Genomic DNA, 14,368 nt, shown 5'->3' on the forward strand with positions numbered 1-14,368 from the left:
GACGCCGGGGCCCACCGGTGATCGGCGCGCGGGCGTCAGGCTTGCGTCAGGATCGCGCGGGTCGGCACAGCCCGGACACAGGAAGCGGCGGGGCGGGGCGCCGGGCGGCGGTGGGTCCGTGCGGCGCGACGGCGGCCTGCGGACACGGAGCGTCAGGCCCGCAGGGGCGTCGGGACGTTCACCCGGGCGGGCCCCGCGGACGGCGGCCCGGACGTTCACCCGGGCGGGTCACCCGCGGCGCGCGTCCCGCCGTCGCGGCGGAGACTGGGGGTCATCGTCCGCGCCCGTCCGGGGAGGTCCCCTTGGTGTACGGCCTGGCACGGCGTCAGCTGCGACCCAAGGTGCCCCTGCGGCCGGGCGAGGGGGACAAGCGGCGTCTGACCAGCCTGGAGGGCCTGTCCGCGCTCTCCCTCGACGCGCTCAGCTCGGTCGCCTACGGCCCCGAGGCCATCGTCGTCGTGCTGATCGTCGCCGGGACCGGGGCGCTCACGGCCACCCTCCCGATCACCCTCGCCATCACCTTCCTGCTGGCCACCCTGGTGATCTCGTACGGGCAGGTCATCGCCGTCCACCCGGACGGCGGCGGCGCCTACGCGGTGGCCCGCAAGGACCTCGGACCGAGGTTCAGCCTGCTGGCCGCAGCCGCCCTGGTCGTCGACTACGTCCTCACCGTCGCGGTCAGTCTCGCGGCCGGTGCCGACGCGCTGGCCTCCGCCTTCCCCGCCTTCGGCCGCGACAAGCTGCTCGTCTGCCTGCTGGGCCTGGCCCTGCTGACGGTCGTCAACCTGTGGGGCGTGGCCGAGAGTGCCCGGGTGCTGATGCTGCCGACGCTGGTCTTCGTCGTCGCGATCCTCGGTGTGATCGTCGTCGGCCTGTTCCGCTCCCATCCGGTGGCCGTCGTCGGGACCTACCAACCGGTCCACGTCGAGCAGGCGCTCGGGGTACTGCTGATCCTGAAGGCGTTCTCGTCCGGCTGCTCCGCGCTGACCGGCGTCGAGGCCATCGCCAACGCCGTGCCCAGCTTCCGCACCCCCAGGGTCCGCCGCGCGCAGATCACCGAGCTGATGCTGGGCGCCCTGCTGGGGATCATGCTGATCGGGCTCGCCGTGCTGATCCACCGCGACCACGTGGTGCCGCGCGGCGACGTGACCGTCCTCGCGCAGCTCACCGCGGGGGCGTACGGGGACGGCTGGCCGTACTACGTCACCAACCTCGCCGTCGCGCTGGTCCTGCTGCTCGCCGCCAACACCAGCTTCGGCGGGCTGCCGGTGCTGATGAGCCTGCTCGCCCGCGACCACCGGCTGCCGCACCTGTTCGGGCTGCGGGCGGAGCGGCCCGTCTACCGGTACGGGGTGGTGGCGCTCGCGCTGCTGGCCGCGCTGCTGCTGCTGGCGTCCGACGCGGACACCTTCCGGCTGATCCCGCTCTTCGCCATCGGCGTCTTCACCGGCTTCACCCTCAGCCAGACCGGCCTGGTCAGGCACTGGGCGGGCGAGCGGCCGCCCGGCTGGCGGCGCCGGGCGGCGATCAACGGCACCGGCGCGGTCCTCACCAGCGTGGCCGGGGTCATCCTGCTCGCCACGAAGTTCCTCGAGGGCGCCTGGGTGGTGGTGATCGCCGTGCCGCTGATGATGCTGCTGTTCGCGCGCATCCAGCGCTACTACGCCGACGTCGGCGCGGAGTTGCAGCTCGGCCGGGTGCCCGAGCCGCCCGACCGGCGCACCGGGAGCCTGGTGATCGTGCCGGTCGGCGAGGTCAGCAGGCTCACCCGGCTCGCGGTGGGCACGGCGCTCGCGCTGGGGGACGAGGTGGTCGCCGTCGCCGTGCACGCCGACCCGCGGAAGTCCGCCGCGCTCCAGCGGGCCTGGGACGACTGGAACCCCGGGGTGCGGCTGGACATCATCGACAGCCCGCGCCACTCCCTGGTCCAGCCGATCGTGGACTACGTGCAGCGGGCGGTCGACGAGAACGCCGCGGACGGCGGGCGGCAGATCGCCGTGCTGATCCCCGAGGTCGAGCCGCGGCACCGCCGGTACGAGATCCTCCAGAACCAGCGCGGGCTGCTGCTCGCCACCGTGCTGCGGGCCCGCACCGACGTCGTGGTGTGTCTCGTCCCGTTCCGGCTGACGGTCTGACCGCTACGTAATGTTCGATGACGTGGACGAATGTTTCGGCATCGTGCCCACGCCGGGTCCGCTCTGCCCGTATCGGTGTGTCCGGCACGGGAGTTGGGCCGCAGATTGACCGTGCGCAAAGGGTTGCCACCGTTTGGGAGCTGTCTCTAGGGTGCGGCATCAACGCATCTTTCCGGATGATCTCCGAAACTTTCGGTCTCAGTGGGCGGTCGTGGACGCGGCCTCCCGTACCCCAAGGAGCGCATGATGGGCGACCGGGAACTGTCCCGCCGCGGCTTCCTCGCGGCCTCCGCCGCGGCCGGTCTCGGCATGACGGCGCTGAGCGGCTGCGGAGGCGACTCGGGCGGGGACTCCGCGTCGGGCACCACCACGATCGAGTGGTGGAACATCTCCACGACCGAGCCCACCAAGAGCGTCTGGGCCGCGCTCGCCAAGAAGTTCGAGGCCCGGAACCCGCACGTGAAGCTGAAGATCGTGCAGTTGGAGAACGACGCCTACAAGGCCAAGATGACGGCGCTGACCGCGTCGGGCAAGCTCCCCGACGTCTTCCACACCTGGGGCGGCGGGGTGCTCAGGCAGCAGGTCGACGCCGGACTCGTCGAGGACCTCACCGGCCGCACCAGGCCGTGGGCCGACGGGCTGCTCCCGGTCGCCAAGGAGCCGTACCTCCTCGACAAGAAGGTGTACGCCGCCCCGTTCGACATCGGCATGGTCGGCTTCTGGTACAACAAGGCGCTGTTCCGCCGGGCCGGGGTGGACACCCCGCCCACCACCTGGACCGGATTCCTCGACGCCGTGGGCAAGTTGAAGGCCGCGAAGATCACCCCGATCGCCCTCGCGGGCAAGGAGAAGTGGCCCGGCATGTACTACTGGGCCTACCTCGCGATGCGCACCGCCGGGATCGACGCCCTCCGGAAGGCCAGCGACACCAAGGACTTCAGCGACCCCGGCATCGTGGCGGCCGGCGCCCACCTGAAGGAACTGGTCCAACTCCAGCCGTTCCAGAAGGGGTTCCTCGGCGCCGCCTACTCCGCGCCGACCGGGCAGGCCGCCACCGTCGGCAACGGCAAGGCGGCGATGGAGCTGATGGGCCAGTGGGCGCCGGTGGTGGAGGCCGACGCGGGCAAGGGCCTCGGCTCCGACCTCGGCTTCTTCCCGTTCCCCGCGGTCGAGGGCGGCAAGGGCGCCATCACCGAGGTGTTCGGCGGCGGTGGCGGACACGCCCTGCGCCGGGGCGCCCCGCAGGCCGCCGTCGACTTCCTGAAGTTCTTCGCCTCCGAGGCCACCGACCTGGAACTCGTCAAGAAGACCGGGGTGCTGCCCGTCGTACCGGCCGCCGAGAGCGGGCTCAGCGATCCCAACACCAAGGCCGTGCAGGCCCAGTTGAAGGCGGCCACCGGGTTCCAGCTCTACCTCGACCAGGCGTACGCGCCCGCCGTCGGCCAGGAGGTCAACGACAGCGTCGCCGCGCTCATCGCCGGGTCCAAGTCCCCCGAACAGGTCGCGCAGTCCATCACGAAGACCGCCAAGCAAGAGCAGTGACCGGCGATGACCTCCACCTTCCTCCCCGGCGGACGGACGGGCCCCGACCTCGCGCCGCCGCCCCCGCCCGCCTCCCGGGGCCGGGGGCGCCGACGGCGGCGCACCCTGAACCTGCTGACCGCGGTCGGCTTCCAACTGCCCGCCCTGGTGCTGTTCATCGGTCTGGTCCTGCTCCCGATGCTGTTCGCGCTGTACGCCTCCTTCTTCCGCTGGGGCGGCTTCGGGATGCCGTCGGACCTCGCCGGCGCCGACAACTTCACCCGCCTCTTCCAGGACCCCGTCTTCCTCGGCGACCTGGGGCGCTGCCTGTTCCTCGTGGTGCTGTCCCTCGCGCTCCAACTGCCCTTCGCGCTCGCCATGGCGGTGCTGCTCAACCAGCGGCTGCGCGGCCGGGCCGTCTACCGGATGCTGTTCTTCGCGCCGTACGTGCTCTCCGAGGCCATCACCGGCGTGCTGTTCAGCATGGTCTTCGCGCCGGGCGACGGACTCGCCGACCACGTCCTGGGCGCGGTCGGCCTGGACGGGCTGGGAGGGGAGTGGTTCGCCGACCCCTCGACCGTCATGGCGACCCTCTTCCTCGTCATGACGTGGAAGTACTTCGGCTTCCACATGATGCTCTACCTCGCCGGACTCCAGTCCGTGCCGCCCGAGTTGACGGAGGCGGCGCTGATCGACGGCGCCGGGCCCTGGCAGCGCTTCCGCAACGTCACCCTGCCGCTGCTCGCCCCTACCCTGCGCATCAGCGTCTTCCTGTCGGTGATCGGCTCCGTCCAACTCTTCGACCTGGTCTGGGTGGTGACCCAGGGCGGCCCCGACCACCACTCGGAGACGCTCGCCGTGACGATGTTCCAGTACGGCTTCAAGCGCTACCAGGTCGGCTACGCCAGCGCGATCAGTGTCGTCATGTTCGGCATCTGCCTGGTCTTCTCCCTCGCCTACCAGCGGTTCGTGCTCCGCCGCGATCTCGAAGGAGCCACCACCACGATGCGGGGGGACGGCACGTGAACACCCGGAGGAAGACCCGGAACCTGCCGCTGCACCTCGTCCTCGTCGTGGTCGGCGCCCTGATGGCCGTACCGCTCCTCTACGCGGTCCTCTCCGGCTTCAAGTCCACCGACCAGCTCTCCCGCAACCCCATCGGCCTGCCCGCGCCCTGGAACCCCGGCAACTACACCGGGATCCTCGGCTCGGGGGACTTCTGGCGGCTGGTCGGCAACAGCACCCTGATCGCGGTCGCGACGACGGTCCTGGTGGTCGTGCTCTCCGCGCTCGCCGCGTTCTCCTTCGCCCGGTTCGCCTTCCGCGGCCGGGAGGTGCTGTTCACCGTGTTCACGATGGGGCTGATGTTCCCGTTCGCGGTGGCCGCGCTGCCGCTGTTCCTGCTGCTGCGCTCGCTGGGCCTGCTGGACAACCCGCTGGGCGTGGTCCTGCCGCAGGCCGCGTTCGGACTGCCGATGACCATCATCATCCTGCGCGGCTTCTTCCGGCAGATCCCCGGCGAGCTGGAGGAGGCGGCCACCCTCGACGGCTGCGGCCCGTTCGGGTTCTTCTGGCGGGTGCTGCTGCCGATGGCGCGGCCCGCCCTCGGCACGGTGTCGGTCCTCGCCGTCGTCACGAGCTGGAACAACTTCTTCCTGCCGCTGCTGGTGTTCACCGACAGCACCTGGTGGACCCTGCCGATCGGGGTCCAGCAGTTCCAGGGCCAGTACGCGGCCGACTACGCCCGCGTCTTCGCCTACCTCGTCCTGGCCATGGTCCCGGCCCTGGCCTTCTACGGCGTCGCCGAACGGCAGTTGGTCGGCGGACTCACCGCGGGGGCCACGAAGGGGTGAGCGGCGCGGAGCGCGGACCCGGTGGTGACACCGGCCGCGTGCGGGGCTACGAGGAGTGAGCGGGCCCCGGTACGCGCAGGGGCCGGTCCGCGTGTCCCGCGACCGGCCCCGCCAGTTCCTCGGGCGGTGCTGTGCCGCCCGGCGCCGTTCAGGCGGCGGACATCACGTGTCCCGCGCCCACCGGGCGGTGCGGGTCGATGACGCGTCCGTCGGGCAGCAGTTCACCGGTGTCCTCGAACAGCAGAACACCGTTGCACAGCAGGCTCCACCCCTGCTCCGGGTGGTGGGCCAGGAGTCGCGCGGACTCCCGGTCGGCGGAGACTGCTGAGGGGCACGCTGGCTGGTGCTGGCACATGGGTGGGATCTTTCGCTCTGTCGTCGTGTGGGCGATGTCTTGTGCGTCTTTCCCGCGGCGTGAAGCTTCGTTCATGGCCGCCCCCCGTGGTGGCGTGTCGATGTGTCCCCAGTGTTGCCCCACGGACGTCGTTCCGCAGGTATTTGGAGGCACCTCTTCTCACAGGTTCATGACGCGTCACCCGGGCGGACGGTTCACCGCCCGTGCCCTGTCACTTCGGATGGTTCTGGCTGGTCCGATGGGGCTAGTCCGTCCAGGTCAACGGCACGGAGAAGCGGCCCGTACGAGCAGATGACTGCTCGTACGAGCGCGCTGCGGGTGCGTCATGGACGTGCTGCGGACGTGCGGCTCCGGTCGGGTCGCGGGTGAGGCCGGACGGCCTTCGGCGCACTCCTCGATGCGGCTCTCGATGCGAAATTCGCTGTGGTCCTCGCGCGGCCCTTCCGCGGTCTTCGTGCGGCCCTCCTGCTGTCTTCAGGCGGGTGTGCCCAGCAGGGGTGCGGGGGTGGCCCGGTGGCTCAGCCGGGGCAGCAACTCCTCGGCCCGGTGCGGCCGGTGGGCGGCGATGCCGGGCGGCGCGGGCGCCAGCGGGACGAGCAGGTCGGTGGCTGCCGGGTGGCCGGTGGTGCCGTCGGCCGCGCAGTCGCCGTGCAGCCAGAGCGTCAGCATGTAGAGGCGCGGCACCGACAACAGGCGTGGCTGGTAAGGCTGTTGCAGCGCCTCGGCCTGGCGCAGCGCGAGTTCCGTGGAGGCGATGTAGGGGCCCTCGAAGAAGTGCGAGAAGGCGTAGCCGTCGGGGGTCAGCCTGGTCTCGGCCGCGGCCACCGAGCGCTCCCCGCAGCGGATCAGGAACCGCCATCCGGCGAGCCGGGTGGCGGGCGTGCCGGCCGGGGCACTCTCGTCCAGCACGTGGACGGGCAGCGGGAGTTCGGGGGCCAGGGGGCCCTGCGCGCGCAGCAGGGACGGGGTGCGGGCCTCGTGGACGGCGGTGGGTGAGGCCAGGGCGGTGAGGACGGTGCGGAGTGCGGGCGCGGGAGCCGGGGGGACATGCAGCGGCATGGTGGGTCGCCTCTCATTCGACAGGCACGGTGGAGCGAGGGCGGGGGCGGACGGCGCTGTCTGCTCACGAGGTCAGAGGCCGGGCCACGGCTCAGGAACGAGGAGGGTGGGTGAGGCATGCCGCACGTCAACCTCGACGGCAGGTTCCGGTACCGGGAGCGCCTAACTCTCTGCCTAGCCGCGAAGTTTATACGACATATGTTCAGGTCAGGTTTCGGCTACCCGTTTCCGACGCGCCCGGCAAGGGTGCATTCGGTCGGCGATGTGCGGAAAAAATCCCGATTCCGATCCCGCGGAACGGCGGTGACCTCGGGAAAGTACCGGACCGCGGTCGGCCCATTCTCGTCGGCGTTTTTCACGAGTTTCCGGGCTCCGGAAACCGGTCCACCTTCTTGCCTCGTGAATGTGCCGCCGGTCACATCAGGTCAGGGTAGCGGGTGCCGGGGCCGGCCGGGGACGTTATCGATCGGCTCGGCTGGGCATCATCCACCGTGACCCAGGAGGCCGGGCGGACGGAATCTCCCGTACCGCCCCCGAAGGAGGGACCCCACATGGGGGAGAAGGTCGTGGCGGGTCGGTTCGACCTGTCCGATCGGCAGCACTACCGCGACAAGCTCCGGCGGTGTCTGTCGGGGCTGGAGCTGCTGCTGGAGCGGAAGCGGTTCGACCGGCCCAAGAACCTCATGGGTCTTGAGATCGAATTGAATCTCGCCGGGCCGGACGGGATGCCCAGAATGCTCAATGGGCAGGTCCTGGAGCGGATCGCGAGCCGGGATTTCCAAACAGAACTCGCCATGTTCAATCTGGAAGTGAACATCGCCCCCCACCGGCTGGGCGGCAGGGTATTCGACCGGCTCGCCGAGGAACTCCGTACGTCACTGGCATATGCCCATCGAAAAGCGGGGGAGGTCGACGCGGGAATCGTGATGATCGGCATTCTGCCGACCCTCGACCGTGACGACCTGGTCTCCTCGAACCTCTCCGACGTCGACCGCTACACCCTGCTCAACGATCAGATCGTGGCCGCCAGGGGCGAGGACTTCCTCCTCGACATCGACGGCGTCGAGCGCCTCACCTGCACCTCGAAGTCCATCGTGCCGGAGGCCGCGTGCACCTCGGTGCAGCTCCACCTCCAGGTCACGCCGGAGAAGTTCGCCGACGTCTGGAACGCGGCGCAGGCCGTCACCGCCGCGCAGATCGCCGTCGGCGCCAACTCGCCGTTCCTCTTCGGGCGCGAGCTGTGGCGGGAGTCGAGGCCGCCGCTGTTCCAGCAGTCCACCGACACCCGCCCGCCGGAGCTCCAGGCGCAGGGCGTGCGACCGCGCACCTGGTTCGGGGAACGCTGGATCACCTCGGCGCACGACCTGTTCGAGGAGAACCTGCGCTACTTCCCCGCGCTCCTGCCGATCTGCGACGACGAGGAGCCGCTGGAGGTGATCGAGGCGGGCGGTGTCCCGAGCCTCGCCGAACTCGTCCTGCACAACGGCACCGTCTACCGCTGGAACCGCCCGGTCTACGGGATCGCCGACGGCTCCCCGCACCTGCGCGTGGAGAACCGGGTGCTGCCCGCCGGGCCCACCGTCACGGACGTCGTCGCCAACGCGGCCTTCTACTACGGCCTGGTCCGCGCCCTCGCCGAGGAGTCGCGCCCGGTCTGGACCCGGCTGCCCTTCGAGGCGGCCGAGGCCAACTTCGACGCGGCCTGCAGGCACGGCATCGAGGCCCATCTCGAATGGCCGCGGCGCGGCAGGTACGGCGGCACCGCGCAGGTCGACGCGGTGACCCTGGTCCGGGACGAACTGCTGCCGCTGGCCGAGACCGGACTCGCCGCCTGGGGCGTGGAACGCGCCGACCGCGACCTCTACCTCGGCGTCATCGAGGAGCGGTGCAGGCGCCGGGTCAACGGCGCGTCCTGGCAGGCGGCGACCTTCCACCGGGCCCTGGACGCCGGACTCGGCCGCGACGCCGCGCTGGCCGCCACCACCCGTTGCTACAGCCGCCTGTCGCACGAGGGCGAGCCGGTGCACACCTGGCCGGTCGGGCTCCCCGAACCGGCGCCCGCGGGGTGAGCCGCCTCAGCCGCCGCCCCGGGAGCCCGCCGCGACGATCGCCTTCAGCATCACCGCCTGGATCTGCGCCGGGTCGCTGACCGACTGGCCGGAGCCGCCGGTCGCCGCGGCGATCGCCCGCGCCTCCCGCAGGTCGGCGTCCGGGCCCACCGCGATCACGATCAGCGGCACCGGCCGCTCCGGGTCGGCCAGCCGCTCCAGCTCGCTGATCAGCCCGGCGCGGGAGATGCTGCCCCGGTCCTGGTTGACGCCGTCGGTGAGGATCACCAGCGCGTTGAACTTCCCCTTCACGTACGAGGAGTTGGCTTCCCGGTAGGCGGCGAGCGCGGTGTCGTACAGGCCGGTGGCGCCGTTCGCCACCGGCCGCAACCCGTCGAAGGCGGCCTTCAGCCTGGCGCGTCGGACGGTGCCGTCGGACGGGTCGCCGAGGCGTCCGGTCGGCACCAGGACGCGGTAGTCCCGGTCGCCGTCCAGCCGGGTGGAGAACTCCCACAGGCCGATCTCGTCGTCCTCGGTGAAGGTGGCCAGGGCCCGTTGCAGCGACTCCTTGGTGACGTCCATCCGGGAGCGGCCGGTGTCCTCGACCGGTTCGGACATCGACGAGGAGGCGTCCACGACGGTCGTGATCCGGGCGCTCTGCACGGTGATCGTCCAGGTGCCGAGCGCCTCGGCCACCGCCGCGTCCGGGGCCGGGGCGGCCTGCGGCGCCGCGTACGGCTGCGGCTTGCGTCCGCCCGCGCGTTCGACGACGCGTTCCGGCGCCCGCTCGGCGTCCGTCCTGAATCCGTGCTTCTCCAGGAGCGCGCGCTGCTCGGGCTTGCGGAGGTAGTTCACGAAGCGCAGCGCGGCCCGGCTCTGGTCCGTGGACAGCTCGCCGACCATGGCGTACGGGTAGTCCAGGCGCGGCGAGCCGTCCCGCGGATAGAACAGGTCGAGGCCGCCGTCGTCCCCGCTGTTGCGGGTGTACGCCACCTGCTCCGTGAGGACCAGCGCCCGGTTGCGCCGCGGGTCGTCGCGCTCGCCGTCCGACGCGTCGCGCGGCAGCGTGTCCAGGAGCCTGCTGTCGCTGTCCGAGATCCGCTCGGAGAGCGCCTTCATCATCGCCGCCGCCTCGGTGCCGCCGCCCTCGGCCTTCCCCGCGGCCGCGCCCAGCCGGGTCAGGGCGAGCAGCCCGGTGGCGCTGCGGGCCGGGTCGGCCGCGCCCAGCCGCACCGTGTCGTCGCCGAGCGTGGCCCCCGCCAGCTCCGCCCAGTCGTAGGTCTTGTCCGGCCAGCCGAGCGCCTCGGCCGCGTCCGGGACGATCCCCACCCCGATCGGCGTCGAGGCGACCGTGCCCGCCGTCGTCACGTCGGTGGCGTTGCTGTCCGCCGTGATCCTGCGGATCCACAGCTCCGAGTCCGGCACCCACACCTGCGCGCCGATCCCCCTGCCCGCGCCGAGCGCGTCCGTCGCCCCGGCCGACTCCCGCGCCGTCACGGCGACGGCGACGCAGCGGCCGTCCGAGGCGACGTCCTCCGCGCGGGCCTTGCGGGCGGCGGCCCGCAGCGCGGGGACGATGTCGGGGGAGGCGGCGAGCCGCAGCGGGACCGTCCCGTCCCGGCACGCCCCGTCGAGGGAGAACAGCCCGTCGCGCACCACGGCGGTACCGGCGGCGACGACGAGGACGAGCGACGCGGCGACGAGCACCACGCGCCGACGGGTCCCTGACCGGGGGCCGCTGCCGCCCGCCCCATACTGATCGGGCAAGCTGTGACGTCCCATGACGGTGGTGCCCCTCCCTGTCGGACCGCGGGCCGGAAGCCGGTCGCGTGGCGAGAAGAAAGGGGTACGCCCCGCACGGCGTCCGTCCCCCGACGGCCGGTCGCGCACGATGTTCGTCAGTCCTTCCGAGACCCTAGCGGCGCGCGGACACGGATGAGGCTGGATTACTCAACTGGAGGCAGGTGTGCAGGCAGAGGCGGGTGCGGTGGCCGATTCTCTTCCACCGGAGCGGCTCTCACGGCGGTTCCTCCGTGACGAGACGCTGCTCGTTCTGGGGCTCTCGCTCGGTGCGAGCGGAGTCTCCGCCCTGATCAGTTTCGTCGGCTCCGTCACGAAACCGGGGGGTCTCAAGGACCAGGCCGCGACGCTCAACGCGTCCGCCGCGCCGGGCCGCCCCTGGCTCGACCTGGCCTGGCAGCTGTTCGGGATCGCGAGCGCCCTGGTGCCGGTCGCGCTCGTCGCCCACCTCCTGCTGCGCGAGGGCGCCGGACTGCGCGTCCTCGGCTTCGACCGCACCCGGCCCTGGTACGACCTCGGGCGCGGTGCGGGCGTCGCCGCCGTCATCGGCAGCACCGGCATCGCCTTCTACCTCGCCGCCCGCGGCCTCGGCTTCAACCTCACCGTGGTGCCCGAGGCGCTGCCCGACGTGTGGTGGAAGTACCCGGTGCTGATCCTGTCCGCGCTGCAGAACGCGATCCTCGAAGAGGTCATCGTCGTCGGCTATCTGCTGCGCAGGCTGGGCCAGTTGGGCTGGACCCCCGGCACCGCGCTGGTCGCCAGTTCGGTGCTGCGCGGCTCCTACCACCTGTACCAGGGCATCGGCGGCTTCATCGGCAACCTGGTGATGGGCGTCGTCTTCGTCCTCCTCTACCGTCGCTGGGGACGGGTGGGCCCCCTGGTGGTGGCCCACTCGCTGCTCGACATCGGGGCGTTCGTCGGCTACGCGCTGCTCGCCGGGAAGGTCGACTGGCTGCCCACCGCCTGATCCGGCCGGGCGCGCAGCTCGCCGTCGATCACGGTGACCGCGCGCCCGCCCAACAGGGTCCGCTCACCGTGCAGTTCGGTACGGACCCGGCCCGAGCGCGCCGACGCCTGGAGACCGGTGAGCGCGGTCCTGCCCAACCGCTCGGCCCAGTACGGCGCGAGCGCGGTGTGGGCGCTGCCGGTCACCGGGTCCTCGTCGATGCCGACGTTCGGGAAGAAGCAGCGGGAGACGAAGTCGTAGCCGCGGGCGGGGTTGTCGGCCCGCGCGGTGGCGATGACGCCGCGCGCCGAATGCGCGCCCAGCGCCCGGTGATCGGGGGCCAGGGACAGGACGGTCTTCTCGTCCGCCAGCTCGACCAGCAGGTCGCCGACGTTCGGGCCGGTGTCGAAGGCGGCCAGCGGGCGCGCGCCCAGGCCCTCGGCGACGCCGTCCGGGACCGGGACCTCGCGCAGCGGCGCGGTCGGGAAGTCCAGGGTGATCGAACCGTCCGGCTCGGGCGTCGCGACCAGCACCCCGCTGCGGGTCGCGAACCTGACCCGGCCCGGGTGGGCGCCCGTGGAGTGCAGCACGTGGGCGGTCGCGAGCGTCGCGTGCCCGCACAGGTTCACCTCGGTGGCGGGCGTGAACCAGCGCAGCGCCCAGTCCGCCTCACCGCCCTCGGGCAGCCGGTGCGCGAACGCTGTCTCCGCGTGGTTGACCTCCATGGCCACGTGCTGGAGCCAGGCGTCCTCCGGGTAGGCCCAGGTGCCGTCCGGCAGGGCGTCCAGGAGCAGGACCCCGGCCGGGTTGCCCGCGAACGGGCGGTCGGTGAAGGCGTCGACGATTCGGATGCGCATGACGCCGACGCTACGGGCCGCGCGCGCGGCCGACCAAGGCCAATCCGTGACGACTGGCCCGATCGGACGAGGCCGTCGCCGCGCGGCCGGTGCCCGTGCGGCCGACCGCTGCCACCCTGGGCGGACGGTCCGCGCCGACGCGGCCCGTGTGGTGGAGCGTCCCGTCCGAACCCCGGAGGCCGTCATGCCCCAGCCGTTCGTCCTCGCCGCCCTGCTGACCGCCCTGGACAGTGGCCGGATCGAGGTCGTCGACCTCACCGCGCCGCTCCACGCGTCCACTCCGGTGATCCAGCTCCCGGAGCCGTTCGGGCAGACCCAGCCGTTCGTGCTGGAGGAGATCAGCCGCTACGACGACCGCGGCCCGGCCTGGTACTGGAACAACTTCCGCAGCGGCGAGCACACCGGCACCCACTTCGACGCGCCCGTCCACTGGGCCACCGGACGCGACCTCGCCGACATCGCGTCCGTGCCCGCCGCGCGGCTCGTCGCCCCGGCCGCCGTCCTCGACGTCCGCGAAGAGGCCGCCGCCGACCCCGACTTCCTGGTCGAGATCGACCACGTCAAAGCCTGGGAGGCCGTCAACGGGCCGCTGCCGGAAGGGGGTTGGCTGCTGGTGCGGACCGGCTGGGACGCCCGTGCCGACAGCGCCGAGGAGTACCTGAACGCCGACGGCACCGGACCGCACACCCCCGGCCTCTCCCCGGAGTGCGCCCGCTGGGTCGCCGAGCAGACCCCCGTCCTCGGCCTCGGCGTCGAGACCGTCGGCACCGACGCGGGGCGCGCCCACTCCTTCGACCCGCCGTTCCCCTGCCACGCCCATCTGCTGGGCAGCGGCAAGTACGGCCTCACGCAACTGCGGAACCTGGGGGCGCTGCCGCCGGCCGGCGCCGTGATCCTCGCCGGGCCGCTGCCCATCGTCACCGGATCCGGCGCCCCGGCCCGGGTGCTGGCCCTGGTGGAGCGGTCGTGAGGGTCGCCGAGGCCGTCGGGCGGGCGCTGGTCGCCGCCGGGGTCGGGCAGGTCTTCGGGGTCGTCGGGTCCGGCAACTTCCATGTCACCAACGCGATGGTCGCGGCGGGGGCGCGGTTCGTCGCCGCCCGGCACGAGGGCGGGGCGGCGACCATGGCCGACGCGTACGCCCGCACCAGCGGCGCCCCGACCGTGCTCAGCCTCCACCAGGGACCGGGGCTCACCAACGCCCTCACCGGCATCACCGAGGCCGCCAAGAGCCGGACCCCGCTGCTCGTGCTGGCCGCCGAGGCGACCGCGCCGCACTCCAACTTCCGTGTCGGACAGACGGAGTTGGCGCGGGCGGTGGGTGCCGTGGCTGCGCGGGTGACGAGCGCCGACGCGGCCGTGGACCAGGCGCTGGCCGCGCTGGGCCGGGCCGTCGCCGAACGCCGTACGGTCCTGCTCAACCTCCCCTTGGCGGTGCAGGAGGAACAGGCGCCCGGGGGAGTGCCCGCGGACATCGCGACTCCCCGGGGCCCGACCCCGTCGAGCCCGACCCGCGCCGGGCAGGGGAGCTGGCCGACCTCCTGGACGCGGCGGGCCGACCGGTGTTCGTCGCCGGGCGCGGCGCGCGGACCCCGGGCGCCCGCGACGCCCTGCTCGAACTCGCCGACCGGCACGGCGCGTTGCTGGCCACCTCGGCGGTCGCGCGCGGGCTCTTCCGGGGCAGCGCCTGGTCGCTCGACGTCAGCGGCGGCTTCGCGTCCCCGCTCGCGGCCGACCTGATCACCGGCGCCGACCTGGTCGTCGGCTGGGGCTGCTCGCTGACCGGCTGGACCACCC

General features: G+C 72.5%; 11 protein-coding genes and 2 pseudogenes. 9 read left to right on the forward strand and 4 right to left on the reverse strand.

The features are described from left to right. Window positions 1–302 precede the first annotated feature (302 nt). From GA0115242_RS27755 to GA0115242_RS27770, 4 genes are all read left to right on the forward strand, one after another. A complete protein-coding gene (locus GA0115242_RS27755) occupies window positions 303–2,135 on the forward strand; it encodes an APC family permease (protein WP_093833196.1) in 1,833 nt (610 codons plus the stop codon). Window positions 2,136–2,381: 246 nt separating this feature from the next. Continuing rightward, window positions 2,382–3,677, forward strand: coding sequence for an extracellular solute-binding protein (locus tag GA0115242_RS27760; protein WP_093833221.1), 1,296 nt, complete (start codon window positions 2,382–2,384; stop codon window positions 3,675–3,677). Window positions 3,678–3,683: 6 nt separating this feature from the next. Continuing rightward, on the forward strand, window positions 3,684–4,682 hold the full coding sequence (locus GA0115242_RS27765; protein WP_093833198.1) for a carbohydrate ABC transporter permease: 999 nt from the start codon (window positions 3,684–3,686) through the stop codon (window positions 4,680–4,682). 62 nt (window positions 4,683–4,744) lie between these two features. Further along, complete coding sequence (locus GA0115242_RS27770; protein WP_237549348.1) at window positions 4,745–5,509, forward strand: carbohydrate ABC transporter permease; 765 nt, start codon at window positions 4,745–4,747, stop codon at window positions 5,507–5,509. Between the two features lie 148 nt (window positions 5,510–5,657). Here GA0115242_RS27770 and GA0115242_RS27775 read toward each other — a convergent pair whose 3' ends face one another. Together GA0115242_RS27775 and GA0115242_RS27780 are read right to left on the reverse strand one after the other, a co-directional pair. Further along, window positions 5,658–5,864, reverse strand: a complete 207-nt coding sequence (locus GA0115242_RS27775; protein WP_093833203.1) for a DUF5999 family protein — start codon at window positions 5,862–5,864, stop codon at window positions 5,658–5,660. 474 nt (window positions 5,865–6,338) lie between these two features. Continuing rightward, the gene (locus GA0115242_RS27780; RefSeq protein WP_093833205.1) at window positions 6,339–6,923 is read right to left on the reverse strand and encodes a hypothetical protein; all 585 of its coding nucleotides are present in this window, start codon (window positions 6,921–6,923) and stop codon (window positions 6,339–6,341) included. Between the two features lie 551 nt (window positions 6,924–7,474). Here GA0115242_RS27780 and GA0115242_RS27785 point away from each other — a divergent pair. Beyond that, entirely contained in the window at window positions 7,475–8,992 is a 1,518-nt protein-coding gene (locus GA0115242_RS27785) for a glutamate-cysteine ligase family protein (RefSeq protein ID WP_093833207.1), read from the forward strand. A gap of 6 nt (window positions 8,993–8,998) precedes the next feature. Here the strand turns inward: GA0115242_RS27785 and GA0115242_RS27790 are convergent, their stop codons facing one another. Continuing rightward, window positions 8,999–10,753, reverse strand: coding sequence for a substrate-binding and VWA domain-containing protein (locus GA0115242_RS27790; protein WP_093833209.1), 1,755 nt, complete (start codon window positions 10,751–10,753; stop codon window positions 8,999–9,001). A gap of 184 nt (window positions 10,754–10,937) precedes the next feature. On the opposite strand from GA0115242_RS27790, the gene GA0115242_RS27795 reads away from it, so the two are divergent. Then, complete coding sequence (locus tag GA0115242_RS27795) at window positions 10,938–11,738, forward strand: CPBP family intramembrane glutamic endopeptidase (RefSeq protein ID WP_093833211.1); 801 nt, start codon at window positions 10,938–10,940, stop codon at window positions 11,736–11,738. On the opposite strand, the gene GA0115242_RS27800 is transcribed toward GA0115242_RS27795, so the two are convergent. After that, complete coding sequence (locus GA0115242_RS27800; RefSeq protein ID WP_093833213.1) at window positions 11,693–12,574, reverse strand: PhzF family phenazine biosynthesis protein; 882 nt, start codon at window positions 12,572–12,574, stop codon at window positions 11,693–11,695. The genes GA0115242_RS27795 and GA0115242_RS27800 overlap by 46 nt on opposite strands. Window positions 12,575–12,758: 184 nt before the next feature. Here GA0115242_RS27800 and GA0115242_RS27805 point away from each other — a divergent pair, with 184 nt between their 5' ends. From GA0115242_RS27805 to GA0115242_RS41945, 3 genes and pseudogenes are all read left to right on the forward strand, one after another. Further along, the gene (locus GA0115242_RS27805; RefSeq protein ID WP_093833215.1) at window positions 12,759–13,544 is read left to right on the forward strand and encodes a cyclase family protein; all 786 of its coding nucleotides are present in this window, start codon (window positions 12,759–12,761) and stop codon (window positions 13,542–13,544) included. Next, a pseudogene (locus GA0115242_RS42560) lies at window positions 13,541–13,795 on the forward strand (thiamine pyrophosphate-binding protein); the annotation flags it as partial. The gene GA0115242_RS27805 and the pseudogene GA0115242_RS42560, both read left to right, overlap by 4 nt. A 338-nt stretch (window positions 13,796–14,133) precedes the next feature. After that, a pseudogene (locus tag GA0115242_RS41945) lies at window positions 14,134–14,368 on the forward strand (thiamine pyrophosphate-binding protein); the annotation flags it as partial.

It is taken from the genome of Streptomyces sp. SolWspMP-5a-2 (genome assembly GCF_900091845.1).
Classification (GTDB): Bacteria; Actinomycetota; Actinomycetes; order Streptomycetales; family Streptomycetaceae; genus Streptomyces; species Streptomyces doudnae.

What these genes read in the sequence shown, in the direction of transcription:
- GA0115242_RS27790 (WP_093833209.1), bottom strand. Translation starts at nt 10,753, where the DNA reads ATGGGACGTCACAGCTTGCCCGATCAGTATGGGGCGGGCGGCAGCGGC.
- GA0115242_RS27780 (WP_093833205.1), bottom strand. Translation starts at nt 6,923, where the DNA reads ATGCCGCTGCATGTCCCCCCGGCTCCCGCGCCCGCACTCCGCACCGTC.
- GA0115242_RS27770 (WP_237549348.1), top strand. Translation starts at nt 4,745, where the DNA reads ATGGCCGTACCGCTCCTCTACGCGGTCCTCTCCGGCTTCAAGTCCACC.
- GA0115242_RS27785 (WP_093833207.1), top strand. Translation starts at nt 7,475, where the DNA reads ATGGGGGAGAAGGTCGTGGCGGGTCGGTTCGACCTGTCCGATCGGCAG.
- GA0115242_RS27775 (WP_093833203.1), bottom strand. Translation starts at nt 5,864, where the DNA reads ATGTGCCAGCACCAGCCAGCGTGCCCCTCAGCAGTCTCCGCCGACCGG.
- GA0115242_RS27805 (WP_093833215.1), top strand. Translation starts at nt 12,759, where the DNA reads ATGCCCCAGCCGTTCGTCCTCGCCGCCCTGCTGACCGCCCTGGACAGT.
- GA0115242_RS27800 (WP_093833213.1), bottom strand. Translation starts at nt 12,574, where the DNA reads ATGCGCATCCGAATCGTCGACGCCTTCACCGACCGCCCGTTCGCGGGC.
- GA0115242_RS27760 (WP_093833221.1), top strand. Translation starts at nt 2,382, where the DNA reads ATGGGCGACCGGGAACTGTCCCGCCGCGGCTTCCTCGCGGCCTCCGCC.
- GA0115242_RS27765 (WP_093833198.1), top strand. Translation starts at nt 3,684, where the DNA reads ATGACCTCCACCTTCCTCCCCGGCGGACGGACGGGCCCCGACCTCGCG.